This is a genomic window from Mesorhizobium sp. RCAM 05104 (genome assembly GCF_059683645.1).
Map to the genome: position 1 here is coordinate 4,401,069 of NZ_CM185033.1, position 23,290 is coordinate 4,424,358.

The following is a 23,290-nucleotide window of genomic DNA, read 5'->3' on the forward strand; positions in this document are numbered from 1 at the left end:
TTCTCCTGAACGGTTTGTTCCGCGCTTAACGGAAGTCTACCGCCAAAGGAATGGCATCGGAAAGCTCGAATCGATTGAAAGTCTCCGGCGCCCCTGCTCGCTCTCCTTTAGCGCTTCAGCACGTCGACGCCGGGCAGCGGCTTGCCTTCCATCCATTCCAGGAAAGCGCCGCCGGCGGTCGAGACATAGGTGAAGTCGTCGGCGACGCCGGCATGGTTGAGCGCCGCCACCGTATCGCCGCCACCGGCGACGGAGACCAGCTTGCCTTCCTTGGTGCGCGCCGCAGCGTGCTTCGCCGCCGCCACGGTCGCGTGGTCGAAGGGCTCGATCTCGAAGGCGCCGAGCGGACCGTTCCAGACCAGCGTCGCGGCGCGGTCGATCCATTCACCGACGACTTTCACCGTCTTGGCGCCGACATCGAGGATCATGCTGTCGGCTGGCACGTCCGAGATGGCGACGGTCTGGCTGGCCGCGCCTGCCTTGAATTCCTTGGCGACGACGCCGTCGACCGGCAGGATGATGGCGCAGCCGGACTCGGCCGCCTCGATCATGATCTGCTTGGCGGTCGAGGCCAAGTCATGCTCGCACAGCGACTTGCCGACATCGGTGCCGCGCGCGGCGAGGAAGGTGTTGGCCATTCCGCCACCGATGACCAGGGCGTCGACCTTCTTCACCAGGTTCATCAGCAGGTCGATCTTGGTCGAGACCTTGGCGCCACCGACGATGGCGACGACCGGACGGACCGGATTTCCCAGCCCCTTCTCCAGCGCTTCGAGTTCGGCCTGCATGGTGCGGCCGGCGAAGGACGGCAAGAGATGCGCCAGCCCCTCCGTCGAGGAGTGGGCGCGGTGCGCTGCGGAGAAGGCGTCGTTGACGAAGATGTCGCCATTGGCGGCGAGCTTTTCGGTGAAGGCCGGGTCATTCTTCTCCTCGGCCTTGTAGAAGCGGGTGTTTTCGAGCAGCAGCACGTCGCCCTTGTTCATGGCGGCGACGGCGCTCGCCGCCGTGTCGCCGACGCAATCGCTGGCAAAGCCAACGGGACGGCCGAGCACCTCAGCCGTGGCCCTGGCGATCGGCTTCAGCGAGAATTCAGGCGAGGGGCCATCCTTGGGCCGACCGAAATGGGCGAGCAGGATGACCTTGGCGCCCTTGCCGGACAGCTCTGAGATGGTCGGGGCGATGCGTTCGATGCGGGTGGCGTCGGTGACCTTGCCGCCAGCGACGGGAACATTGAGGTCGACACGCACCAGAACGCGCTTGCCGCTGATGTTGCCGATATCGTCCAGGGTCTTGAAGGCGGCCATGCGGGTTCCTTTCGCGGAAAAATCGCCGGGACCATACCCCGCGCCAACGATGATGCAAGCCTCCAGACGCGGGCCACGCGGAAAAATGATCCCGCCCGCCTGTCAGGCGCGGTCAGCCTTCGGTTGTCGCCTTTTGTGTCTCAGGCCCCGGGGGCGGCGGCGCCTCGGCCCGCGCCTCCGCCATCTGCGTTTCAGTCGGCTTGCGCCAGTTGCGGACAAAGGCGGAGACACGGTCGCCGATTTCGCCGGCGCTCAGGAAAACCGGCACCCGTGCCACGGGTGCGGTCGGCTCGAAGGAAAGGCCAAGGCCGGTGATCCTGCCCTTGTCGTCGACGTCGCGGACGATCAGCTCGATCGGACCGAGCAGCACGCGGTCGGCATATTCGGCATGGCCGCCGAGCCGAGCCGTGACCAGGGCGCCGACGGTGAGTTTTTGCTCGGCTTCGGTCAGTCCCGGCGCGTAAGCCGCCTCCAGTTCAGCGGCGGAGCGCGCCGGATCCACCGCGAAGGCGCCGAAGAAATCGGCATCTTCGGGATCGACCACGGCGCGACTGGCGAACAGCTTGTCGAGCAGGCGCGGATAGCGGTCCGGCACGAAGATGTAGACCTGATCGCCGGCGGCGAGCCGGCCCATGTCCTGGAAGCGCATCGAGCGGCCATCGCGCAGCACCAGCGAGGGCCGCGCCCAGCGCGGGATGCGCTCGCCGCGCGCCACCGGGCTGCCGGGCGCCACGCGGTAGGCAAGAAGCTCGTGATGGGCGGAGCCGGGCAGTTCGAGCTCGACCTTGTCCAGCGGTCCGAGCCGCGCCGGTACGATGAGGCCGAGGCGACGGGCCAACGGCCCGACCGTCCAGCCCTGGATGACCAGCGACACCAGGACGATGATGAAGGCGGTGTTGAAGATGAGGCGGCCATTTTCCAGCCCGCCGAGCAGCGGGGTGATGGCGAGCAGGATCGAGACGGCACCGCGCAGGCCGACCCAGGAGACGAAGGCGACCTCGGGGCGCGGCAAACGGAACGGGACCAGGCAGACCCAGACCGCGATCGGCCTGGCGACGAACATCAGGAACAGGCCGAGCAGAACCGCTGGCACCAGGATCGCCGGAAATTGCGAGGGCGTCGCGAACAGGCCCAGGATCAGGAACATGATGATCTGCGCCAGCCATGACATGCCGTCCTGGAAGCGCTTGAGGATGGTGACGGCGCGGATGTCGGAATTGCCGGCGACCAGGCCGGCAAGATAGACCGCCAGGAAACCCGAGCCACCGATGGCGCCGGCGGCGGCAAAGACCATCAGCGACAGAGTGAGCACGAAGATCGGCAGCAGGCCGTGGTCGAGATTGAGCCGGTCGACGAGGCGCACGATGGCGAGGCCGCCGAGCACGCCGACGACGGCGCCGAGCCCCATGTTGAGGAGGAAGCCGAGGATCAGGTTGGTGACCAGGACATTGGTCTCGGGATTGGCGTGGGCGGCGATGATCTCGACCAGCGTGATGGTCAGGAAGATGGCGATCGGATCGTTGGTGCCGGATTCGACCTCGAGCGTCGAACGCACGCGTTCGCGCAGATTGATCTCGCCAGCGCGCAGCAGGAAAAACACCGCCGCGGCATCGGTGGAGGCCACAGCGGCGCCGAGCAAAAAGGATTCCAACCAGGTGAGGTCGAGCAGGTAATAGGCGGCGGCGCCGAACAGGCCGGTGGTCAGCAGCACGCCGAAGGTCGCCAGCGACAGCGCCGGGCCCGCCGCCTGCCGCAAGGCGTTGAGCGGCGTGCCGAAACCGGAATCGAACAGGATGACAGCCAGCGCCAGTGAGCCGGCAAAATAGGCGATGCGGGCATTGTCGAACTGGATGCCGAGGCCATCCGTTCCGGTGGCGAGCCCTATGCAGAGAAACAGGAGCAGAAGAGGGGCGCCGAAGCGGAAGGCGATCAGGCTCGAAAACGCGGCGGCGACAACAAGCGCGGTGCCGACCAGCGTCACGACATAGATCGCATGCTCCATCCGAAAATCAGCCCCTCAAATTCGTCTCTCTCCTGGTTTAAGGGAGAGTGGGGCGAAGACGTGACCAGTGCAAGGCGGTGGGGTGGCTTTTTGACCTATGCCGCTGATTTTCGGGTGTTTTGGCGCTCAGGACGCAGATCGGGAAAGTGTCCCTCATTCTCATGAAAAACGCCCGGACAAAGCCGGGCGTTCGAGGTCTCGAAAAGCAGAGTTCTTGCGATCAGGCGATGGTCTTGCCGAAGGCGACCGACGTGTCGGACATGCGGTTGGAAAATCCCCATTCATTGTCGTACCAGGACAGCACCGATACAAAGTTGCCGTCCATCACCTTGGTCTGGTCGAGCGCCATGATCGAGGAACGCGGATCGTGGTTGAAGTCGATCGACACGTTCGGGTGATGGGTGACGCCGAGAATGCCCTTCAGCTTGCCGTTGGAAGCGGCGATCACCGCCTCGTTGATCTCCTGGACGGTGGTCGACCGCTTGGCGATGAACTTGAAGTCGACGACCGAAACATTCGGGGTCGGAACGCGGATCGAGATGCCGTCGAGCTTGCCCTTGAGATCGGGCAGGACCAGGCCGATCGCCTTGGCCGCACCGGTCGAGGTCGGGATCTGCGACAAGGCGGCGGCGCGGGCGCGGTAAAGATCCTTGTGCATGGTGTCCAGCGTCGGCTGGTCGCCGGTGTAGGAATGGATCGTCGTCATCATGCCCTTTTCGATGCCGACCGTCTCGTGCAGCACGGCGGCCAGCGGCGCCAGGCAGTTGGTGGTGCAGGAGGCATTCGAGATGACGATGTGGTCCTTGGTCAGCTTGTCGTGGTTGATGCCGTAGACGACGGTGAGGTCGGCGCCGTCCGACGGAGCCGAGACAAGCACGCGCTTGGCGCCGGCGGTCAGGTGCGCGGCGGCCTTGTCGCGGGCGGTGAAGATGCCGGTGCATTCAAGCGCGATGTCGACGCCCAGTTCCTTCCACGGCAGCTGCGTTGGGTCCTTGATCGCGGTGACCTTGAACTTCTCCTTGCCGACGGTGATCTGGTCGCCGGAAACCGAAACCTCATGCGGGAAGCGGCCGTGCACGCTGTCAAAGCGCAAGAGGTGGGCGTTGGTCTCGACCGGGCCGAGATCGTTGACGGCGACGACGTCGATGTCCTTGCGGCCGGATTCATGGATGGCGCGCAGGATGTTGCGGCCGATGCGGCCGAATCCGTTGATGGCAACTCTGACGGTCATTTTTCTCTCCCTGAGAGCTGAAAGGCTGACGATGGGTCCGCAGCTTCATAGCGGCGGACGGGCAAAGAATCCAGCCGCCGCGACGTGGATTTAAATCGATTAGGTTGGGCCAGTCCCGCGAAACCGCTGTGCGCGGTTTCGCGGGAGCATTCTTGTTCGTGCATGTCGTTATCCCAAAACCGCGATGCATTTTTGGGCGACATGCATGGGCCTTACTTGCCGTGCAGGCGGGCTTCCGCCACCTTGGCCGCCGCTTCGGCGGTGATGCCGAAATGCGGATAGAGCTGTTCGATCGTGCCCGAGGCGCCGAAGCCGGTCATGCCGACAAAGATGCCGTCGGAGCCGATGAGGTGATCCCAGCCCTGGCGGATGCCGGCTTCGATCGCCATCTTCACCGGCGCATTGCCGATCGTCTTCTTGCGGTAGTCGTCGCTCTGCTTGTCGAACAGTTCGAAGCAGGGCACCGACACGACGCGGGTCGGGTGGCCGTGCTTTTCCAGCAGCTCGCGGGCAGCAAGCGCGATCTCGACCTCGGAGCCGGTGGCGAAGATCGTCACCGCCGCCTCGCCGCTGGCAGCGGCCAGCTCATAGGCCCCCTGGCTGCTCAGGTTCTCGGCAACGAACTCGGTGCGTACCGTCGGCAGGTTCTGGCGGGTCAGCGCCAGCGTCGACGGGGTCTTTTCCGACTCGAGCGCGATCTGCCAGCATTCGGCGGTCTCGACCGCGTCGGCCGGACGGAAGACATTGTGGTTGGGAATGGCGCGCAGGGCTGCCAGGTGCTCGACCGGCTGGTGGGTCGGGCCGTCTTCGCCCAGACCAATGGAATCATGGGTCATGACGAAGATCGAGCGGATGCCCATCAGCGAGGCCAACCGCATCGACGGACGGGCATAGTCGGAGAAGCACATGAAGGTGCCGCCATAGGCGATGAGGCCGCCATGCAGTGTCAAGCCGTTGAGCGCTGCGGCCATGCCATGCTCGCGGATACCGTAGTGGACATAGCGCTGGCCATAGTCGTCGGGGGTGATGTTCTTGGTCTGGCTGGTCTTGGTGTTGTTGGAGCCGGTCAGGTCGGCGGAGCCGCCGATGGTCTCGGGCACGGCGCCGTTGATGACTTCCAGCGCCATCTCGGACGATTTGCGGGTGGCGACCTTCGGCTTGTCGGCCGAGAGCTTCTTCTTGTAGTCGGCGATGACGGCGTCGAAATTGGACGGCAGCTTGCCGGCGAGGCGACGCTCGAATTCAGCCTTCAGCTTCGCGTCGGCCTTGGCGAGGCGGCCTTCCCAGTCGGTGCGCGCCTTGACGCCGGCCTTGCCCGCCGTGCGCCAGGCGTCGAGGATGTCGGCCGGAATTTCGAAAGGCGGCGAATCCCAGTTGAAGAACTTGCGCGCACCAGCGATCTCGTCGGCGCCGAGCGGTGAACCGTGCGCCTTGTTGGTGCCGGCCTTGGTCGGCGCGCCGAAGCCGATGGTGGTCTTGCAGGCGATCATCGTCGGCTTGTCGGAGTGGCGGGCGGCTTCGATGGCATAGGCGATCGCTTCCGGATCCGTGCCGTCGATATGGCTGGCGTTCCAGCCAGAGGCCTGGAAGCGGGCAACCTGGTCGGTATTGTCGGCAAGCGAGACCGGGCCGTCGATCGAGATGTTGTTGTTGTCCCAGAAGACGATCAGCTTGTTGAGCTTGAGGTGACCGGCAAGCGCGATGGCTTCCTGGGAAACGCCTTCCATCAGGCAGCCGTCGCCGGCCAGCACATAGGTGTAGTGATCGACGAGGTCGTTGCCGAAGGCGGCGTTCATGATGCGCTCGCCGAGCGCGAAGCCGACCGAATTGGCGAGACCCTGGCCGAGCGGGCCGGTCGTCGTCTCGATGCCGGTGGCATGGCCGTATTCGGGGTGGCCGGCGGTCTTCGAGCCCAACTGGCGGAAATGCTTGATCTGGTCGAGGGTCATGTCCTCGTAGCCGGTCAGATGCAGCAGCGAATAGAGCAGCATCGAACCATGGCCGGCCGACAGGATGAAGCGGTCGCGGTCGGCCCAGTGCGGGGCCTTGGGGTCATATTTCAGGAAGCGCGTGAACAGCACCGTGGCGATGTCGGCGCAGCCCATGGGCAGGCCGGGATGGCCGGACTGAGCCTTCTCGACGGCATCCATGGAGAGAAAACGGATCGCATTGGCCATCCGGTCATGTTGTTCACGCGACGTCATGGTACCTCCGGGGTGGGGGTTTGGGGCCTTGGGAGAGGCCTTGAAAGGGGTGCGCGACACATAGCAGGCGCGGGCTTTTAGTCAACAAACCGGTGCGCATTTGCCGGCCTTGCAATGCCGCCGGCGGGTCTACATTAGCGTTAGCGGGGGACAGTCGCGAGAGCTTTGTTGACGTTGCCTTCACCCGGTGCCTAATGTTTCTCACATAACGCGTTCTGAACGCGAACGATTCGGTGATGGGCAGGGCACAGGACGAAGCCATGACCGGGGAAGCCACGCTCAAGGAAGTGATCGCCAGGCTGGGTAAAGCCATCGAGGGCCTGGAAAATGCCGTCGCGGCCAAGCTCGAGCACGAACGCGACTACTCGGAAGCCGAGGCCGAGGTGCAGCGGATGAATGCCGACCGCTCCCGGCTTGCACAGGAACTCGACAATTCCGAAGCGCGCGCCGAACGGCTGGAAGACGCCAACAAGGAAGTGTCGCGACGGCTGGTGACCGCCATGGAAACCATCCGCGCCGTGTTGGACAGGTAGGGGCTGGACAGGTAGGCCAATGGCACAGGTCACGGTTTCAATCGACGGCAAGCAGTATCGGATGGCCTGCGACGAAGGCCAGGAAGAGCACCTGATCGACTTGGCCGAACGCTTCGATCGCTACGTCTCGCATCTGAAGGATTCTTTTGGCGAGATCGGCGACCAGCGGCTCACCGTGATGGCCGGCATCATGGTGATGGACGAACTCTCCGAGCTCCAGAAGCGCGTCAAGGGCATGGAAAGCGAAGTCCTGACACTGCGCAAGACGCGCGACGACGCGCTGACCAAGGCCGACAAGAACGACAGCGTGCTAACCACTGCGCTCGGCGCGCTGGCGCAGCGGATGGAAGACCTGACGACGACGCTGGCCGTGAAGTCCTAGGCTTCACCGCTGCCGGCAGGTAAATTTCCGCATTCTCCAGCAAAAGGCGAAAATTTTTCGCGGGCCGCGTCGCAGCCGGCGGCCTCGGCGTTTGAAGGTAGCCGCCGGAGTGGTAAAAGGGTCCGAACCCGCCAGCCGGCGGCATTTCACAGGGGTAGGGACCATGAGCCTTCGTATCAACGACATCGCACCCGATTTCACCGCCGAGACCACGCAAGGGACGATCAGGTTCCACGAATGGATCGGTGACGGCTGGGCGATCCTGTTCAGCCACCCGAAAAACTTCACGCCGGTCTGCACGACCGAGCTTGGCACGATGGCCGGGCTGGAGGGCGAATTCAAGAAACGCAACGTCAAGATCATCGGCATCTCCGTCGACCCGGTTGCGAGCCACGACAAGTGGCAGGCCGACATCAAGACGGCGACCGGCCATTCGGTGCACTATCCGCTGATTGGCGACAAGGACCTCAAGGTCGCCAAGCTCTACGACATGCTGCCCGCCGGTGCCGGCGAGACTTCGGAAGGCCGCACGCCCGCCGACAACGCCACTGTGCGCTCGGTCTACGTCATCGGGCCGGACAAGAAGATCAAGCTGGTGCTGACCTATCCGATGACCACGGGCCGCAACTTCGACGAGATCCTGCGCGCGGTCGATTCCATGCAGCTCACCGCGAAGCACCAGGTGGCGACGCCGGCAAACTGGAAGCAGGGCGAGGACGTCATCATCACCGCCGCCGTTTCAAACGAGGATGCCATCAAGCGTTTCGGCGCCTTCGAGACCATCCTGCCCTATCTCAGGAAGACCAAGCAGCCGTCCGCCTGAGCGCTTCGGAACGGTTTTTGGCTTTCTTGCCCTTGTGAGCCAAGGGATGCTTGACTGAGCCACCCGAGTGGACAACCATGCTCCTCTCGGGTGCCGCCAGAGAAAATCATTCCTGTCGGCCGGAGCGGTCCATCGTTTCGCGGAACCGTGGAACCACTCCAGCCCGTTGTTTCGACGCAATTCCGATCGGAAAACCGTGTCACGCTTTTCCTGGAATTGCCTCAGGGGTTTGGGGAAGCCGAAATTGGACGTAGCTTTGGCCAGGCCGCAGGTCAGCGGCTTCTATGACAAGCCGACCGGGGCCATCCAGTATGTCGTCGCCGACCAGGCGACGAGGCGATGCGCCATCATCGATCCGATCCTCGATTTCGACGAGAAGTCCGGTGCGACCGGTACGAAGAACGCGGACGCCTTGCTCGATTTCATCCGGGACAACGGGCTCGAACTCGAGTGGATTCTCGACACCCATCCGCATGCGGATCATTTCTCGGCGGCGCACTACCTGAAGCAGAAAACCGGGGCACCCACCGCCATCGGCGACAGGGTCGTCGAAGTCCAGAAATTATGGAAGGCGATCTACAACTGGCCGGATTTTCCCGCCGACGGCTCGCAATGGGACAGGCTGTTCGGGGAAGGCGAGACGTTCCGGATCGGAACCGTTCCAGTCAAGGTCCTTTTCTCACCCGGGCACACGCTGGCTTCGATCACCTATGTGGTCGGTGATGCCGCCTTCGTCCACGATACGCTGTTCATGCCCGACAGCGGCACGGCGAGAGCGGATTTTCCCGGCGGGAGCGCCACGCGGCTCTGGCACTCGATCCAGGGCATCCTGGTGTTGCCGGACGAGACGCGCGTCTTCGTCGGCCACGACTATCAGGCCGGTGGGCGCGAACCCTTGTGGGAAAGCACGATCGCGATGCAGAAGGCCACCAACATCCACCTCGTTGCCGCGCGTGCCGAGGCCGATTTCGTCGCCCTGCGCGAAGCCCGCGACAGGACGCTGCCGATGCCGAGGCTGATCCTGCATGCGCTGCAGGTCAACATGAATGGCGGCCGGCTGCCGGAGCCGGAAGCCAATGGCCGGCGATACCTGAAGTTCCCCCTGGATTCGCTTTGAGCTTGCGGTGCTGAGCCGACAACAGGCTTCCTGTCAGCTGCGTAGGGTACAAAAGGAAACGGCGGCGCCAGTTTCCTGGCGCCGCCGTTCTGTTTCGTTGCCGAAGCTGGCTCAGGCCGCCGGCTGGGCCTCGATGGTGCGTAGCGCCTGGGTCTGGCGCTTGGCGGCGGCCTTGACCGCATCCTGCACCTTCTCGAAGGCGCGCACCTCGATCTGGCGCACGCGCTCGCGGCTGATGTCGAACTCGGCCGACAGCTCTTCCAGGGTCAGCGGCTCTTCCGCGAGGCGACGGGCCTCGAAGATGCGCCGCTCGCGCTCGTTGAGCACGGCAAGAGCGCCTGACAGCATGCCGCGCCGATTTTCCAGCTCGTCCTGCTCGATCAGCATGTCTTCCTGGCTTTCGTGGTCGTCGACCAGCCAGTCCTGCCATTCGCCGGACTCGCCTTCGCTCGCCCGGATCGGCGCGTTGAGCGAGGCGTCGCCCGACAGGCGGCGGTTCATCGACACCACTTCGGCTTCGGACACGTTGAGGCGGGTGGCGATCTCGGTAATCTGGTCGGGCTTCAAATCGCCATCGTCGAGCGCCTGGATCTTGCCCTTCACCTTGCGCAGGTTGAAGAACAGACGCTTCTGGTTGGCGGTCGTGCCCATCTTGACCAGGCTCCACGAGCGCAGGATGTACTCCTGGATCGAGGCCTTGATCCACCACATGGCATAGGTCGCGAGGCGGAAGCCGCGCTCGGGTTCGAACTTCTTGACGGCCTGCATCAGGCCGACATTGCCTTCCGAGATCACTTCGCCGATCGGCAGGCCATAGCCACGATAGCCCATGGCGATCTTGGCGACGAGCCTCAAATGGCTGGTGACGAGCTTGTGCGCAGCAGAAGTGTCTTCATGCTCGGCGTAACGCTTGGCGAGCATGTACTCTTCCTGCGGCTGCAGCATGGGAAAGCGGCGGATTTCTTCCAGGTAGCGGCTGAGGCCGCCTTCGCCGGAAACGATACTGGGTAATGACTGGGCCATGATAGCGCGCCCTCTCTATTGGAGTGATGCCCCCGAAACGCGGCGGGCATATGACACGAGCACCAAAAGGCTCGCTCGCGACGTCAGGTGTTTATACAGGAACAAAACCAGAAAAGACAGGCGTTTGTTCAACACGAAACAGTGTGTCACGTTGAAGTGAACAATGCGGGTCAGGTTTTGAAGGTTAGCCTTGAAGGGTGTTGTTGACGGGGTTCAAAGCTTGCGGAAGCCGCCGACGAGTTCCTCCATGTCCCCCGGCAACGGCGCCTCGAACCTCATCGATAGATGGGTAGCCGGGTGACGAAATGCAAGGAGCCAGGCATGCAAAGCTTGCCGGGAAAATGCCTTGACCTGGCTTTTCAGCGGTTCAGGCAGCCGGTTGGCCTTGGTCCGGAACGCCTGGCCGTAATCCGGGTCACCGATCACCGGATGGCCGATATGCGCCATGTGGACGCGGATCTGGTGGGTGCGGCCGGTCTCCAGCCGGCATTCGACCAGGCTTGCCGTGGCGAATTCCTGCTGTTTGTCGCCGAAACGCTCCTGCACGGCGAAGTGGGTGACGGCATGGCGGGCATCGTCGCGCCCTTCCGGCACCACGGCGCGGCGCACCCGGTCGGCGGCGCGGCCGAGCGGCGCGTCGACCGTTCCCGTCGGCCGCTGCGGGATGCCCCAGACCAGCGCCAGATAGGCGCGTTCGAGATCGCCGGTCAGGCCGTGATCGGCAAAGGCTTCGGACAGCGACTTGTGGGCGCGGTCGGTCTTGGCGACCACCATGACGCCGCTGGTCTCCTTGTCGAGGCGATGGACGATACCCGGCCGCCGCACGCCGCCGATGCCCGAAAGACTGTCGCCGCAGTGATGGATCAGCGCGTTGACCAGCGTGCCGGTCCAGTTGCCGGCGCCAGGATGCACGACAAGCCCGGCCGGCTTGTTGATGACGATCAGTTCATCGTCCTCATAGAGCACATCGAGCGGGATGTTTTCGCCTTGCGGCTCGGCCGGCTCCGGCTCCGGCATGGCGACCGACACGCTTTCGCCCGCGGTCATCTTGCGCTTGGTCTCCTCGACAGGCTTGCCGTCGACCTTGACCGCGCCCTGCCTGATCAGCATCTGCACGCGGCTGCGCGACATGTCCGGACCGAGGCTGGCCGCCAACCACTGGTCGAGGCGCTGGCCGGCCGCATCCGCGCCCGCGACCAGCACGGTGGGGGCTGCCCCTATGAATTGGTCCTCTATCAATTCAGGGGCCTCTTCGCTATGAGCGCTCATCGAAAATCGTTCCGGAATGCTTTGCCATGGCCATCGCCGAGGAAGACCCAGTTGAAGGTCGGGAGAAGCCGCTCGACCCCGAGGTCGAAAAGGTGCGCAAGAAACTCGTCCGCTTCGTCGGGATCAATCTCGGTCTGCTGTTTCTTGCCCTTATGGTGGTGATCGGGGCCCTTGTCTACAAAGCGCGCAACGCACCGCCCGCGACCCCGCCGCTGGCCGGCGACATCCAGGCGCCCGCCGGCGAGCCGGTCAGCGGCGACATCGTGCTGCCGGTTGGCGCCAAGGTGGTCAGCCAGTCGCTGTCCGGCAACCGTGTCTCGATCGACGCCGAGCTTGCCGACGGCAGCCGCACGATCTTCGTCTATGATATCGCCGAGCGCCGTCTGATCGGCCGTTTCGCGATCCGTAACAAATGAGCCGGCCGCAACAAATGCGCAGGCTTCGGGCATGACCGGGTTCGCCGAACATCGTCGCGTGGCGACCGTAGCGCTGGTGGTCGCCAGCTATGACGAGGCGATTGCCTGGTATGTCGAGCGGCTCGGCTTCCTGCTCGTCGAGGACGTCGATCTCGGCGGCGGCAAGCGCTGGGTGACGGTGGCGCCGGCCAACGGTCAAGGCGCCAGGCTGCTCCTGGCCGAGGCTTCCGACGAGGCACAGAGGAACAGCATCGGCAACCAAACCGGAGGCCGGGTGTTTCTGTTCCTCGAGACCGACGACTTTGCCCGCGACCATGCGGCGATGCTGGAAAAGGGCGTCGAGTTCCGCGAGGCGCCGCGCGTCGAGCCCTATGGCACGGTGGCGGTTTTCGCCGATCTGCACGGAAATCTCTGGGACCTGATCGAGCCGAAACGGTAGGCTTGCAGCCGACTTTTCCCCGATAAGGGAAAGCCGCCGAACCCCAGTTGCTTTTTCCCAGCCGTCAGCCTATATCGCCGGTTCTTGAACGCGCCCATCGTCTAGCGGTCAGGACACCGCCCTCTCACGGCGGGAACAGGGGTTCGATTCCCCTTGGGCGTACCAAGTGATTTTCTGCCAGATGTGATGCTTGCGCAGCAAGGCCTGTTGCAGCAAGTTGGCCGCATGAAACAACTGGCCTTGACCCTCCTCGTCTCCGTGTCCGTGATTGCCCAGTGTAACCCGTCGTTCTCCAAGGACAGGAAGATCACGGGTACCATTCGAGGCTTCGAATGTGGTGACAATTGCTATCTGACCATCGTCGACCGCAAGAAGGCCGAGCAAGTTGGCCTGTGTGCCGCACCCGAGTGCGAAAGCTGGAACGAGCAGACCGTGATGCCGTCTCGCTACAAGGGAAAACGCGTGACCGTTACGGTCGGGCAAGGGCAGCAGGTCGATGACAGCGGCAACGTCATGGGAGAGATGATGGCGTTCAAGAAAATCATCTTTCTCGACTGACGATTGTGCTGCGCGGGCGAAATCAAGATTTCGCTCACCATTCGCCTATCTACCGGAGGCAATTCGCTTTCGGCGCGACCAGATGTACCGGTGCAAATGTCGAAAGAAAATGGTCGGCTCAGTGCCGGCCTTTTTGCTTTTGGCGTGCTGCGCCTTGGGCGCACCTCTTTCTCAGAGCTCTCCACCAATCGTCCAACCCAGGCCGCATTCGCCGCTTCTGGCGCAGCGGGGCCGATTGGATTAGCATCGCGGGATGGATCCCCGGCTAGAGCGGCGCGCAGAACGCCGTTGCCCAAGCAGATCCGGACGGGCAGCGATGCCTCGGGAGGGAGACCAATGCAGAAACTGCAGTCGCAAGGCGTGCATCACATCACCCTGGTCGGCGCCGGGCGCCAGACCTCGATCGATTTCTGGGAAGGCGTGCTCGGCATGCCGTTCATCTTCGAGCAGCCTAATCTCGACAAGGCGAGTGAAAGCCACCTCTATTTCGATCCGGGCGACGGCCGGCTGATCACCGTCTTCACCGACGAGAGCCGCACGCCGGAGAAACGGCGCACGCCGACCGATCCGGGTTGCGTCCATCACATCGCCTTTGCGGTATCGCGCGTCACCTTCCTGCAGGCGGTCGCCCGGCTCGACGAGCGCGCCATCAAGCACAGCGGCGTCAAGGATCGCGGCTTCATGGATTCGATCTATTTCGAGGACCCGCTCGGCCTGCTGATCGAGCTCGCCTCCTACCGCTTCGAGCCGCCGGCGGGCTTCACCCATGCCGACGTGCTGATGGAAGCGCACGGACTGCGTGTCTCGCGCGGCGACTACAACATTGCGGAAGTGCATCTCGCCGATGCGATCCAGGCGCTTGTCGAGCGTTCCCGCGCAACCTTGTCGGACGACCGGGCGCCGAAGAACCCATACTGACGATAGCCAAAACAAAAGGGAGGAACACAATGGCAAAGACAGCGATCAAGGGTGCGAAGAAGCCGGCGGCCAAGGCAGCCGCAAAGCCGGTGGGGAAGGCTGCGAAGCCAGCAGCCAAGCCAGCGCCAAAAGCTGCCGCGAAGGCGACGGCAAAGTCGGCGGCCAAGGCGACCGCCAAACCCGCACCGAAGGCCAAGGCGAAGTCGGCGAAGAAGCCGGTGCTGAAGCTCAGCATGCTGAAGCCGAGCGTCAACAACATGACCGTTCGGGTGTTTGCGAGAGCGGCCGGGTTCGATCATGCCGAGACCGACGCCTGGGGCACCACGCGCTCGCCCGAATACATGGCGCGCAACCCGGCGCATCTGACGCCAATGATCGAGGACAAGAGCCTGCCACGCGGCGTTCTGTGGGAAAGCTGCGCCATCATGCAGTATCTCGCCAACAAGCATGGGCTGGAGAAGTTCTATCCGAAGGCACCGGCCAAGCGGGCCATGATCGACAGCGCCATGTTCTATCTGATCGGCACGCTCTACCCCTATGTCGCACGCGCCACCTATCCGGCGCTCGGCTTCCCGCAATATGCCGGCGAGGTCGGCCATAGCGACGCCCACCCCGACAAGAAGTCCGAAGCCCAGAAAGCAGCCATGGCCGCGATCGCCGAGCCACTGGAGGTGTTCCACAGCTTCTTCCGGGACGGCAAGCCGTTCATCGGCGGCTCGAACCCTTCGATCGCCGACATCCGCCTGGCGGCGACGCTCGAATTCCTGGCCGTCATCGACTACCCCTTGCCCAAATGGGCGAAGGACTATGTGGAGGCGATCGAGAAGAAGCTCGGCAAGGCCTACGCCGAGCCGGCCGCCGACGTGCGCGGCTACATCGCCTATGTGAGGTCGCAGGCCAAGGCCTGAGGTTAGGGATTCATTAACCAATACCCTGTCTACTGCCGGTAATTCACCCCGCGACCACGGATGTACTGGCGCCGAGGTGAAAGGAAAGGTCGGCGCAATGCCGGCCTTTTTGCTTTTTTCACACGCCATCGCCGGCGGTGAGACGAGCAGGCGGTGCGAGCGTTTTTCGGCATCAACTTTTTATCGAGAGATATTGTCATTGCCGGTGTTGGCCTTACCATCGATTCCGGCAGTCCGGCAGGGATTGTCGGTTGACGGTGAAGACATGGGGATTGCGATGAACATCGTGGCCAAACTTGCGATTGCGGGCGTTATGTCGGCAGGCATCGCCTGCCCGTCGTTTGCCGCGCCGCTCAACACCATGAACGAAGTGAAGGCCGCGATCCAGGCATGCTGGACGCCGCCGGCCGACGCCGGAAATGCCAGCGTCACGTTGAGCTTCAGCTTGAAGCGCGACGGCACGCTGATCGGTCCACCGAGGCCGACAGCAATCAAGGTGGACGGCGACGCCAAGGCCAAGAAATCATTCGTCGATGCCGCCACCACGGCCTTGCAGAACTGCCTGCCCTTATCCTTTTCGCCGACGCTGGCGCAAGGCATGGCAGGCAACGTGTTCATGTTGCAATTCACCTCTCCCAAAAAATAAGCCGAAGCCGGCATGCACCGGTGGGCATGCGCGACCCTTGACCCATTCGGGCTCGGTGATGACTACGCGGGCTCAGTGACGACTGCGCCTGGCATCTGCATGGCGCGCAAGATCGGGCGTCTCGAAGACATAGTCATTCCAGGCCGATTCCGGGATCTGGCCAGCCAGATAGCATTCCAGCAGCAGCCTGTGCTCGGGGCTGAGAGGCCTTGGCGCGCGTTCGTGATCCAGCCCAAGCGAGTGAAACAGGTTTCTTGTCAGGTCCGAGACCGTGAATTGGATCGACATCTGCGTTCTCCTTCGACCATCAACGCCGAAGGCCGGGCAAAGGTTTCGGGAGGGCAGCCGGTAACGATGGTTTGATCGCGGCTTCGCCGCACCTCAGTCACCGGCTCTGTGTGGTCGGCGCGGCCTTCTTCCTAAAGCCGTTCCGAAGTCGACGGCTGGCCGGTATCGGCGAGCCTGCCGGAAGCGGGCACACGATACGCCTGGAACGCAGGGGCGCTCGCAGCGTTGTCATCGACATCAGCCAGGAGAAACGCCATGGCCACATTCAGGGAAATGAGGGTGCTGGAGATCGTCGAGGACGATGCCCTGACCTCCGAGCAAAAGATCGCTGGGCTGCGCGAGATCGAGTCCGAGGCGCGGGGATTGCAACGGGCCGCGTCGGAAAGCCCGATGAACGACGATGACGGCTGGCAGGACGATTTGCGCCAGGTTCGGCTTGCGCTCGACAAGCTGGGCGCGACAGAGCCCAAAAAGGGTGCGGCCTCGCTGTAAGGCAATTGCCTTGAAGGGGCTTTTCCGGGCGTCAGTCGCAGACCATGCGAATTCTCTTGCCGGGTTCGCTGACATTCCTGCATGCCAGCGGCTTCGCCGGGCCGGAAGACAGCGAGGGGGGCGTCGAAACCCTGGTCTGGTGCCGTCTCGGCGCGGTGCCCTCGGAAAAGCGCCTTGGCGGCTGCGGCGCTACCGGAAAAGCGCCGCTTTCGGCCTGCGGCTGGGCGTACTCGACATTTGGCGGCGGCCGATCCCAGAAACGCCGGACATCAAGCGGCCTCGGGATGACGACGGTGCCATCATAGGTGCGCGAGCAGCCACTGGCAGAAAGCAGCGACACGCCCACGAAAAAAGGCAAAATCCGTCCGAACATTAGCAACACCCCTAGGTGCTTATATAGCGGCTACGAGCTCGCCGACAACCGGGCGGAATAACGCAGGCCGGACCGGCCGATCGCTCTCTAACCAGCCGTTAAGGTTAGCGGATCGTTAATGCTTCTCGGGCACATTCCGCCGACGAACCACGGAGGGGGTTCGACCTTGGTTTTCGGGGTGGGGATGGCATGGCGGAAGCGGACGAAGCAACGCGCGGCAAACGTGGGACTCGCAAATCGACATCGCATGGCGACGGTGCACCATCGTGCGCCGCCGACATGGATTCGGCCGACGTGCTTCGCCAACTGGTCGAAGCCAGTTCGGACTGGATCTGGGAGACCGACGCCGAGCTGCGATTCTCCTGGCTGTCGCAAAACTACCAGGCAGCCACCGGCATCGATCCGGCCGATGTGCTTGGCCGGTTCCGCTTCGACTTCCTCAAGCAGGTCCTGAACGGCGACCGCAGTGCCGCCGCGCATCTGGAGGATCTGCAGGCGCACCGGCCGTTTCGCGACTTCGTCTATGAACTGAAAGGTGGCCGCGCCGATTGCCGCTGGGTGTTGACCACCGGCTTTCCGAGGTTTGACGACACAGGACAATTCACCGGCTATCGCGGCATCGGCCGCAACGTCACGGCGCTGGCCGGCGCCTTCGAGAAGCTGGAGCAGGGGCCGCCGGCGGGCGGCGAGCCGGCCCAGCTTCTTGCCGATCTCGAGCGGACGATGGACGCCATGCACATGGGGGTCGTGCTGCTTGACGCCAGGCTCGACACGCTGATCGTCAACAAGGCCTATCGCGACCTCTCCAGGATTCCGGAAGGCGCCGTGACCGTCGGCGCTCCGTTCAGCCTGTTGATGGAACTCAACCGCCGCAACGGCATCTACGGCGACCTCGACGAACAGCAATGGCAGCGCTACCTCGCCACCCGCATCGAGGAGATTCGCGCCGGCTCCGTCGCGCCACGCGAGTTTTCCCATGCCAATGGCAGGACGATGATGTTCTCGGTGACGGCGCTGTCCGGGGGCAAGCGGCTATTGACCTATTATGAGGTCACCGAGGTCAAGCGTCGCGATGCCGAGATCGAGAGCGCCAACGCCAAGATCGCCGAAACCTTCGCCAATCTCCGCACCATGGTCGATCAGATGCCGATCGGTGTCCTCGTCGTCGATGCCGACATGCGCGCCGAAGTCATCAACCGTGCCTTCTACGATTTCTGGCAGATCGACGCCCGGCGCGCCGAGATCGGCTGCAACTTCCGCGATCTGATGAACGCCAGCCGCGACGTCGATCCGTACGGCTCCGAGGACGCGACTTGGCAGCAGCATATCGCCGATCGCGAGGCGGAAATCAGGGCCGGCACGGCCGGATCACGGCAGTTCCCGCGCAATGACGGCCGCACGCTGATCTCGTCGATGGCACCGCTGGCCGGGGGCAGGCGGCTGATCTCCTATGTCGACGTCACCGACATGAAGAACCGCGAAGCCGAACTCGCCGACGCGCTGGAGAAAGCGCGGCTGGCGGAAGCGGTCATCAACGCCGTCAAGGATCCGATCTTCGTCAAGGACGACAATCTGCGCTTCGTGTTCGTCAACGAGGCGTTCGCCACCTTGTTCGGCCAGACGCCTCGGGCCATGCTCGGCAAGCCCGGCGGCGATTTCCTCACGCTGAACGATGTCGCGCTTTTCGAACAGAGCGAACGGGACGTGCTGGCCACCGGACGGCCCTACGAAGGGGAAGAAAATTTCGAGGCCGAGGGCGCCAGCCGCTCGCGCATCGTCAGGAAGAGCCGCGTCGGCATGGCCAGCGGCCGCAACTATGTCGCCGGCTTCATCTTCGACATTTCCGACATGAAGCGCCGCGAGACGGAAGCCGAGGACGCACGCAAGAACCTCGCGACCGTGCTGGAATCGCTGCCGGCCGCCGTCATCATCTATGACCGTGACGACAAGTTCGTCTTCGCCAACCGCAAGCTGCAGGACACGCTGCCTGAACTGAAGCCCGTGTGGCAGGCAGGCCGCACCTTCCGCGAGGCCTTGGCGCTTGGCCATTCGGTCGGCTATTTCCGCCTTAGTGGCGACCCCGAAGTCGACAAACTGTACGACAGCGATCCCGAGCGCTGGCTCGACGGCATTCTCGCCCGCTACCGTTTGCCCAACTCATCCTATGAGCGTCTCAATCCCGATGGCCGCTGGTATCAGGTCTACGACATGCGGACCGAGGATGGCACCTTCATCGGCGTGCGCGTCGACATCTCCGAGATCAAGAGCCGCGAAAAGGCGCTGCAGGAAAGCATGCGTCAGATCGATCTGTTCCGGCACGTCATGGACGAGCTGCCGGTGGCCGCCTTCATCAAGGCGCAGGATCTGAGCATCGAATTCGTCAACAAGGCCTGGTGCGCGCTGACCGGCATTGCCAAGGAAGACGTCATCGGCCTCACCGACCGCCAGCTGTTCGGTGCCGAAGAGGCCGAAAGCTACAGCCACGACGACACCGAGGTCGTCGTCACCGGTCGCGTCAGGGAGATCGAGGAGCCCGTCACCCATCGCGACGGCACGCTGCGGCAGTTGATGACGCGCAAGAGCCGCCTGGTGGCGCTGGACGGATCGGTGCATCTGGTCGGTTCGAGCACGGACATCACCGAGGTCAAGGCGCGCGAGCGTGCGCTGGAAGAGAGCATGCGCGAGAACGAGGTGTTCCGCAGCCTGATCGACAACGTGCCGGTCTCGATCTACGCCAAGCGCTCGGACCTCAGGCAGTTCTACGTCAACAAGGGCTGGTGCGATCTCACCGGTCTCAGCAGGGAAGATGCGCTCGGCAAGACCGACATCGAGATTTTCGGACAGGATGGCGAAGCCTTCGTCAACAGCGATCTCGCCGTGCTGCGCACCGGCGAAACGCAGGAGGTCGAGGAAACTGTGACGCTTGCCGACGGCAGCGTGCGCCACCAGTTCGCCCGCAAGGGGGCGATGATCGCGTCCGACGGCTCGCTCTACCTGATCGGGTCGACCACCGACATCACCGAGTTGAAGCTGCGCGAGGCCGAACTGCGCGAGGCGCGTCAGCGCGCCGTGCTCGCCGACCGCGCCAAGTCGGAATTCCTTGCCAATATGAGCCATGAAATCCGCACGCCGATGAACGGCGTGCTCGGCATGGCCGAACTGTTGGCCAAATCGAACCTCGACCCGAAGCAGAAGACGTTCACCGACATCATCGTGAAATCGGGCAACGCGCTGCTCACCATCATCAACGACATTCTGGATTTCTCCAAGATCGATGCCGGCCAGCTGGTGCTCGATCCGGCGCCCTTCAACCTTGCCGAGGCGATCGAGGATGTGGCGACGCTGGTTTCGACCCGCGCCAAGGAGAAGGACCTCGAGCTCATCGTGCGCGTCGAGCCTCGTCTCGAAAGCATGTTCATCGGCGATGTCGGCCGCATCAGGCAGATCGTCACCAATCTTGTCGGCAACGCGGTGAAGTTCACCGACGAAGGCCATGTGCTGGTCGACGTCACCGGCGAACGGGTTCCGACGGGAACGAAACTGACCATCTCGGTTACCGATACCGGCATCGGTATCCCCGAGGAGAAGCTGAAACTCGTGTTTGAAAAGTTCAGCCAGGTCGACACCTCCTCGACAAGACGGCACGAGGGAACCGGCCTCGGCCTCGCCATCACCTCGCGGCTCGTCGATCTGATGGGCGGCGACATTGGTGTCGAGAGCGCCGAGGGCAAGGGCTCGACCTTCTGGTTCACGGTCACGTTGCCAAGGGCCGGGCAGCAGGACGGGCAACGCATCATGCCCGTGGACGTGACCGGCGCGCGCGTGCTGATCGTCGACGACAATGCCGTGAACCGCGCTATCTTGACCGAGCAGATGACATCGTGGACCTTCGATTCCTGCGCGGCCGAAAGCGGCGCCGAGGGCCTCAAGGTGCTGTTCGCCGCCGCCGCCTATGACGTGCCGGTCGATTGTGTCGTGCTCGACTATCAGATGCCGGGCATGAGCGGCGCCGAAATGGCACGGATCGTGCGCAACACCGCTGGCCTTGCCGACACGCCGATCATCATGCTGACCTCGGTCGACCAGTCGCTCGCCAACACCAGCTATCGCGATCTCGGCATAGATGCCCAGCTGATCAAGCCGGCGCGGTCGTCGGTGCTGCTGGAGACGCTGGTCGCCACCATCCAGCGGCATCGCCACGCGACCGGTAGCGAGGCGGAGCCGCTCGCCACCGATGGCGCTCGAGACGACGTTCCGCAGCCACCGCGGTCGACGCCATCGGCACAACGGGCGCTGCTGCAGCCGCCGGCGGTTCGCCCCCGGCTGCCTGCGACCGGCGGTGGCGGGGACAGGCTGGATATTCTCGTGGCCGAGGACAATGAAGTGAACCAGATGGTCTTTACCCAGATCCTGGGCGAGACCGGTTATGGTTTCGAGATCGTCGGCAATGGCCGCAAGGCGCTCGACGCTTTCGGCAGGCTCAATCCATGCATGATCCTGATGGATGTCTCTATGCCGGAGATGAATGGGCTTGAGGCGACCGCCGCCATTCGCCGGCTGGAGGAAGAAACCGGCACCCATGTGCCGATCGTCGGGGTCACCGCGCATGCGCTGAAGGGCGATCGCGAACGCTGCCTGGAGGCCGGCATGGACGACTATCTGCCCAAGCCGATCAGTCCCAGGGCCCTGCTCGAGAAGGTCGAGCGCTGGATCGGCGCTGGTCGCCAGGTTCAGCGCAACGCCGGCTAGCATCGCATCCGCTCGTTCTGAGGGAATCAACCGGGATTCGCCGCAACCCCTGGAGGCAAGACTATGGTGCGATCGCACCATAGCAAAGGCGGCGCCCAGTCGAGACAATGGCCATATTCGAATTCCGCTCTTCCAGTTACGGGCGGGAGCAGCGACCGCCGGCATGAAACAGCGTCAATCTACCCCAACGGACCTGTTTTCGGCGATGGCCCGGCCAAGACATCCTCTGGCTGAGAGCAACGCGCTCCCGTCCGGATTTTCTTTACCAGGGCAGCGATCCGGAAACGGCAGGCCGGCTTCGGTCTGAAACGGCGCAAGTGCCTGATTCCGGGAGCAAAGCCAGGCTCCCCGGCGAGCGCCGGTTGGCTGGCGCCTTCCCTTCCCCGGTGACGCGTTACCGGGGTGACATCAAACTGTCATGCGACTGTAATAATCGAAGGCTATTGGCCTCAGCGGGCGCCGAGAGGAATGGCGCCGAGAGACCATCTTCCGAACAGGAGCAGGCCACATGAGACATTTCATCCGCTCGGCGGCCGTTGCGATTGCAATGGCTACGGCGTCTACCTTCACCCTTTCCGCGGCAATGGCAGCTGATCTTTCCGGCGCCGGCTCGACCTTCATCTATCCGGTGTTCGCCAAGTGGGCCGACACCTACAAGAAAGACACCAACGTTGGCCTCAACTACCAGTCGATCGGCTCGGGCGGCGGCATCAAGCAGGTCATCGCCAAGACCGTGACCTTCGGCGCCACCGACAAGCCGATGTCCGATGCCGACCTGGAAAAGAACGGCCTCGTCCAGTTTCCGATGGTGATGGGCGGCATCGTGCCGATCGTCAACCTCACCGGCATCAAGCCGGGCGAACTGGTTCTCGACGGCAAGACGCTGGCCCAGATCTATCTGGGCGCCATCACCACCTGGGACGATGCCGCGATCAAGGCGCTGAACCCCACGCTCACCCTGCCGTCGACCGCGATCGCCGTCGTGCATCGTTCGGACGGCTCGGGCACGACCTTCAACTTCACCAACTACCTGGTCAAGCTGTCGCCCGACTGGAAGGACAAGATCGGTTCCGACACGGCGGTCGAATGGCCGGTCGGCGTCGGCGCCAAGGGCAGCGAAGGCGTTGCCAACACCGTCAAGCAGACCGACGGCGGCATCGGCTACGTCGAGTATGCCTATGCGTCCCAGAACAACCTGTCCTACTCCAAGATGTTGAACGCTGCCGGCAAGGTTGTCGAGCCGTCGCTCGAATCCTTCGGCTCGGCTGCTTCGAACGCCGACTGGAAGGGTGCGAAGAACTTCAACGTCATCATCACCAACGAGCCCGGCGACGCCACCTGGCCGATCGCCGCATCGACCTGGGTGCTGATCCACAAGACTCCCGAGGATGTCGCCGCCACCGGTGAAGCGCTGAAGTTCTTCGCCTGGGCCTACAAGGACGGCAAGGACATCGCCAAGGGCCTCGACTACGTTTCGATCCCCGACAACGTCGTCGACCTGATCAAGGCTTCGTGGAAGTCGGATATCGTCACCGACGGCAAGCCCGTCTACGCCGGCGAGTAACATCCTCCAAAGGAGCGCCGCGCCGCGGCGCTCCTTTTTCCTCAACACAAA

At 63.4% G+C, this 23,290-nt stretch carries 21 protein-coding genes and 1 tRNA gene; 14 read left to right on the forward strand and 8 right to left on the reverse strand.

Annotated elements, in window-relative coordinates:
- Positions 1 to 107: 107 nt before the first annotated feature.
- From AC56QP_RS21565 to tkt, 4 genes are all read right to left on the reverse strand, one after another.
- Positions 108 to 1,304: a phosphoglycerate kinase gene (locus AC56QP_RS21565; protein WP_489858150.1), complete on the reverse strand. Its 1,197-nt coding sequence runs from the start codon at positions 1,302 to 1,304 to the stop codon at positions 108 to 110.
- Positions 1,305 to 1,416: 112 nt separating this feature from the next.
- Positions 1,417 to 3,306, reverse strand: a complete 1,890-nt coding sequence (locus tag AC56QP_RS21570) for a potassium/proton antiporter (protein ID WP_489858149.1) — start codon at positions 3,304 to 3,306, stop codon at positions 1,417 to 1,419.
- A 220-nt stretch (positions 3,307 to 3,526) separates the two neighbouring features.
- The gene (gene gap, locus AC56QP_RS21575) at positions 3,527 to 4,537 is read right to left on the reverse strand and encodes a type I glyceraldehyde-3-phosphate dehydrogenase (RefSeq protein WP_256752638.1); all 1,011 of its coding nucleotides are present in this window, start codon (positions 4,535 to 4,537) and stop codon (positions 3,527 to 3,529) included.
- 212 nt (positions 4,538 to 4,749) lie between these two features.
- Positions 4,750 to 6,741, reverse strand: a complete 1,992-nt coding sequence (gene tkt, locus AC56QP_RS21580; protein WP_489858148.1) for a transketolase — start codon at positions 6,739 to 6,741, stop codon at positions 4,750 to 4,752.
- Positions 6,742 to 7,001: 260 nt separating this feature from the next.
- On the opposite strand from tkt, the gene AC56QP_RS21585 reads away from it, so the two are divergent.
- From AC56QP_RS21585 to AC56QP_RS21600, 4 genes are all read left to right on the forward strand, one after another.
- Complete coding sequence (locus AC56QP_RS21585) at positions 7,002 to 7,274, forward strand: DUF4164 domain-containing protein (RefSeq protein WP_013529251.1); 273 nt, start codon at positions 7,002 to 7,004, stop codon at positions 7,272 to 7,274.
- A gap of 19 nt (positions 7,275 to 7,293) precedes the next feature.
- Positions 7,294 to 7,656, forward strand: a complete 363-nt coding sequence (locus AC56QP_RS21590; RefSeq protein WP_489858147.1) for a cell division protein ZapA — start codon at positions 7,294 to 7,296, stop codon at positions 7,654 to 7,656.
- Positions 7,657 to 7,819: 163 nt separating this feature from the next.
- Positions 7,820 to 8,479: a peroxiredoxin gene (locus tag AC56QP_RS21595; protein WP_489858146.1), complete on the forward strand. Its 660-nt coding sequence runs from the start codon at positions 7,820 to 7,822 to the stop codon at positions 8,477 to 8,479.
- Positions 8,480 to 8,723: 244 nt separating this feature from the next.
- The gene (locus AC56QP_RS21600; RefSeq protein ID WP_497100371.1) at positions 8,724 to 9,596 is read left to right on the forward strand and encodes an MBL fold metallo-hydrolase; all 873 of its coding nucleotides are present in this window, start codon (positions 8,724 to 8,726) and stop codon (positions 9,594 to 9,596) included.
- A 111-nt stretch (positions 9,597 to 9,707) separates the two neighbouring features.
- Here the strand turns inward: AC56QP_RS21600 and rpoH are convergent, their stop codons facing one another.
- Together rpoH and AC56QP_RS21610 are read right to left on the reverse strand one after the other, a co-directional pair.
- Positions 9,708 to 10,619, reverse strand: a complete 912-nt coding sequence (rpoH, locus tag AC56QP_RS21605; protein ID WP_027041896.1) for an RNA polymerase sigma factor RpoH — start codon at positions 10,617 to 10,619, stop codon at positions 9,708 to 9,710.
- Positions 10,620 to 10,832: 213 nt separating this feature from the next.
- Positions 10,833 to 11,888 (reverse strand): RluA family pseudouridine synthase, encoded by a 1,056-nt coding sequence (locus AC56QP_RS21610; protein ID WP_489858144.1) that lies wholly within the window; start codon positions 11,886 to 11,888, stop codon positions 10,833 to 10,835.
- Positions 11,889 to 11,914: 26 nt separating this feature from the next.
- Here AC56QP_RS21610 and AC56QP_RS21615 point away from each other — a divergent pair, with 26 nt between their 5' ends.
- The 7 genes from AC56QP_RS21615 to tolA all read left to right on the forward strand — a co-directional run bounded on the left by AC56QP_RS21615 (position 11,915) and on the right by tolA (position 15,773).
- Positions 11,915 to 12,304 (forward strand): fimbrial protein, encoded by a 390-nt coding sequence (locus AC56QP_RS21615; protein WP_489858143.1) that lies wholly within the window; start codon positions 11,915 to 11,917, stop codon positions 12,302 to 12,304.
- Between the two features lie 31 nt (positions 12,305 to 12,335).
- Positions 12,336 to 12,743, forward strand: a complete 408-nt coding sequence (locus AC56QP_RS21620; RefSeq protein WP_489858142.1) for a VOC family protein — start codon at positions 12,336 to 12,338, stop codon at positions 12,741 to 12,743.
- 90 nt (positions 12,744 to 12,833) lie between these two features.
- A tRNA-Glu gene (locus AC56QP_RS21625) sits at positions 12,834 to 12,908 on the forward strand.
- Entirely contained in the window at positions 12,897 to 13,301 is a 405-nt protein-coding gene (locus AC56QP_RS21630) for a hypothetical protein (RefSeq protein WP_489858141.1), read from the forward strand. The genes AC56QP_RS21625 and AC56QP_RS21630 overlap by 12 nt, the downstream gene beginning before the upstream one ends.
- 336 nt (positions 13,302 to 13,637) lie before the next feature.
- Positions 13,638 to 14,219 (forward strand): VOC family protein, encoded by a 582-nt coding sequence (locus tag AC56QP_RS21635; RefSeq protein ID WP_489858140.1) that lies wholly within the window; start codon positions 13,638 to 13,640, stop codon positions 14,217 to 14,219.
- A gap of 29 nt (positions 14,220 to 14,248) precedes the next feature.
- Entirely contained in the window at positions 14,249 to 15,127 is an 879-nt protein-coding gene (locus AC56QP_RS21640) for a glutathione S-transferase family protein (RefSeq protein ID WP_489858139.1), read from the forward strand.
- A 277-nt stretch (positions 15,128 to 15,404) separates the two neighbouring features.
- Positions 15,405 to 15,773, forward strand: coding sequence for a cell envelope integrity protein TolA (gene tolA, locus AC56QP_RS21645; protein WP_489863546.1), 369 nt, complete (start codon positions 15,405 to 15,407; stop codon positions 15,771 to 15,773).
- A 72-nt stretch (positions 15,774 to 15,845) separates the two neighbouring features.
- On the opposite strand, the gene AC56QP_RS21650 is transcribed toward tolA, so the two are convergent.
- Positions 15,846 to 16,061 carry a hypothetical protein gene (locus tag AC56QP_RS21650; RefSeq protein ID WP_489858138.1) on the reverse strand — a complete coding sequence of 72 codons (216 nt, stop codon included), beginning with the start codon at positions 16,059 to 16,061 and terminating at the stop codon, positions 15,846 to 15,848.
- A 255-nt stretch (positions 16,062 to 16,316) separates the two neighbouring features.
- Here AC56QP_RS21650 and AC56QP_RS21655 point away from each other — a divergent pair, with 255 nt between their 5' ends.
- A complete protein-coding gene (locus AC56QP_RS21655) occupies positions 16,317 to 16,553 on the forward strand; it encodes a hypothetical protein (RefSeq protein ID WP_091578620.1) in 237 nt (78 codons plus the stop codon).
- A 31-nt stretch (positions 16,554 to 16,584) separates the two neighbouring features.
- On the opposite strand, the gene AC56QP_RS21660 is transcribed toward AC56QP_RS21655, so the two are convergent.
- Complete coding sequence (locus AC56QP_RS21660) at positions 16,585 to 16,911, reverse strand: hypothetical protein (RefSeq protein ID WP_497103658.1); 327 nt, start codon at positions 16,909 to 16,911, stop codon at positions 16,585 to 16,587.
- A gap of 204 nt (positions 16,912 to 17,115) precedes the next feature.
- Between AC56QP_RS21660 and AC56QP_RS21665 the strand changes: the two genes are divergently transcribed.
- The gene (locus AC56QP_RS21665) at positions 17,116 to 21,675 is read left to right on the forward strand and encodes a PAS domain-containing protein (RefSeq protein ID WP_489858137.1); all 4,560 of its coding nucleotides are present in this window, start codon (positions 17,116 to 17,118) and stop codon (positions 21,673 to 21,675) included.
- 508 nt (positions 21,676 to 22,183) lie between these two features.
- Positions 22,184 to 23,239, forward strand: a complete 1,056-nt coding sequence (pstS, locus tag AC56QP_RS21670) for a phosphate ABC transporter substrate-binding protein PstS (RefSeq protein WP_489858136.1) — start codon at positions 22,184 to 22,186, stop codon at positions 23,237 to 23,239.
- Positions 23,240 to 23,290 lie beyond the last annotated feature (51 nt).

What these genes read in the sequence shown, in the direction of transcription:
- AC56QP_RS21565 (WP_489858150.1), bottom strand. Translation starts at nt 1,304, where the DNA reads ATGGCCGCCTTCAAGACCCTGGACGATATCGGCAACATCAGCGGCAAG.
- AC56QP_RS21570 (WP_489858149.1), bottom strand. Translation starts at nt 3,306, where the DNA reads ATGGAGCATGCGATCTATGTCGTGACGCTGGTCGGCACCGCGCTTGTT.
- gap (WP_256752638.1), bottom strand. Translation starts at nt 4,537, where the DNA reads ATGACCGTCAGAGTTGCCATCAACGGATTCGGCCGCATCGGCCGCAAC.
- tkt (WP_489858148.1), bottom strand. Translation starts at nt 6,741, where the DNA reads ATGACGTCGCGTGAACAACATGACCGGATGGCCAATGCGATCCGTTTT.
- AC56QP_RS21585 (WP_013529251.1), top strand. Translation starts at nt 7,002, where the DNA reads ATGACCGGGGAAGCCACGCTCAAGGAAGTGATCGCCAGGCTGGGTAAA.
- AC56QP_RS21590 (WP_489858147.1), top strand. Translation starts at nt 7,294, where the DNA reads ATGGCACAGGTCACGGTTTCAATCGACGGCAAGCAGTATCGGATGGCC.
- AC56QP_RS21595 (WP_489858146.1), top strand. Translation starts at nt 7,820, where the DNA reads ATGAGCCTTCGTATCAACGACATCGCACCCGATTTCACCGCCGAGACC.
- rpoH (WP_027041896.1), bottom strand. Translation starts at nt 10,619, where the DNA reads ATGGCCCAGTCATTACCCAGTATCGTTTCCGGCGAAGGCGGCCTCAGC.
- AC56QP_RS21610 (WP_489858144.1), bottom strand. Translation starts at nt 11,888, where the DNA reads ATGAGCGCTCATAGCGAAGAGGCCCCTGAATTGATAGAGGACCAATTC.
- AC56QP_RS21615 (WP_489858143.1), top strand. Translation starts at nt 11,915, where the DNA reads ATGGCCATCGCCGAGGAAGACCCAGTTGAAGGTCGGGAGAAGCCGCTC.
- AC56QP_RS21620 (WP_489858142.1), top strand. Translation starts at nt 12,336, where the DNA reads ATGACCGGGTTCGCCGAACATCGTCGCGTGGCGACCGTAGCGCTGGTG.
- AC56QP_RS21635 (WP_489858140.1), top strand. Translation starts at nt 13,638, where the DNA reads ATGCAGAAACTGCAGTCGCAAGGCGTGCATCACATCACCCTGGTCGGC.
- AC56QP_RS21640 (WP_489858139.1), top strand. Translation starts at nt 14,249, where the DNA reads ATGGCAAAGACAGCGATCAAGGGTGCGAAGAAGCCGGCGGCCAAGGCA.
- tolA (WP_489863546.1), top strand. Translation starts at nt 15,405, where the DNA reads ATGAACATCGTGGCCAAACTTGCGATTGCGGGCGTTATGTCGGCAGGC.
- AC56QP_RS21650 (WP_489858138.1), bottom strand. Translation starts at nt 16,061, where the DNA reads ATGTCGATCCAATTCACGGTCTCGGACCTGACAAGAAACCTGTTTCAC.
- AC56QP_RS21655 (WP_091578620.1), top strand. Translation starts at nt 16,317, where the DNA reads ATGGCCACATTCAGGGAAATGAGGGTGCTGGAGATCGTCGAGGACGAT.
- AC56QP_RS21665 (WP_489858137.1), top strand. Translation starts at nt 17,116, where the DNA reads ATGGCGGAAGCGGACGAAGCAACGCGCGGCAAACGTGGGACTCGCAAA.
- pstS (WP_489858136.1), top strand. Translation starts at nt 22,184, where the DNA reads ATGAGACATTTCATCCGCTCGGCGGCCGTTGCGATTGCAATGGCTACG.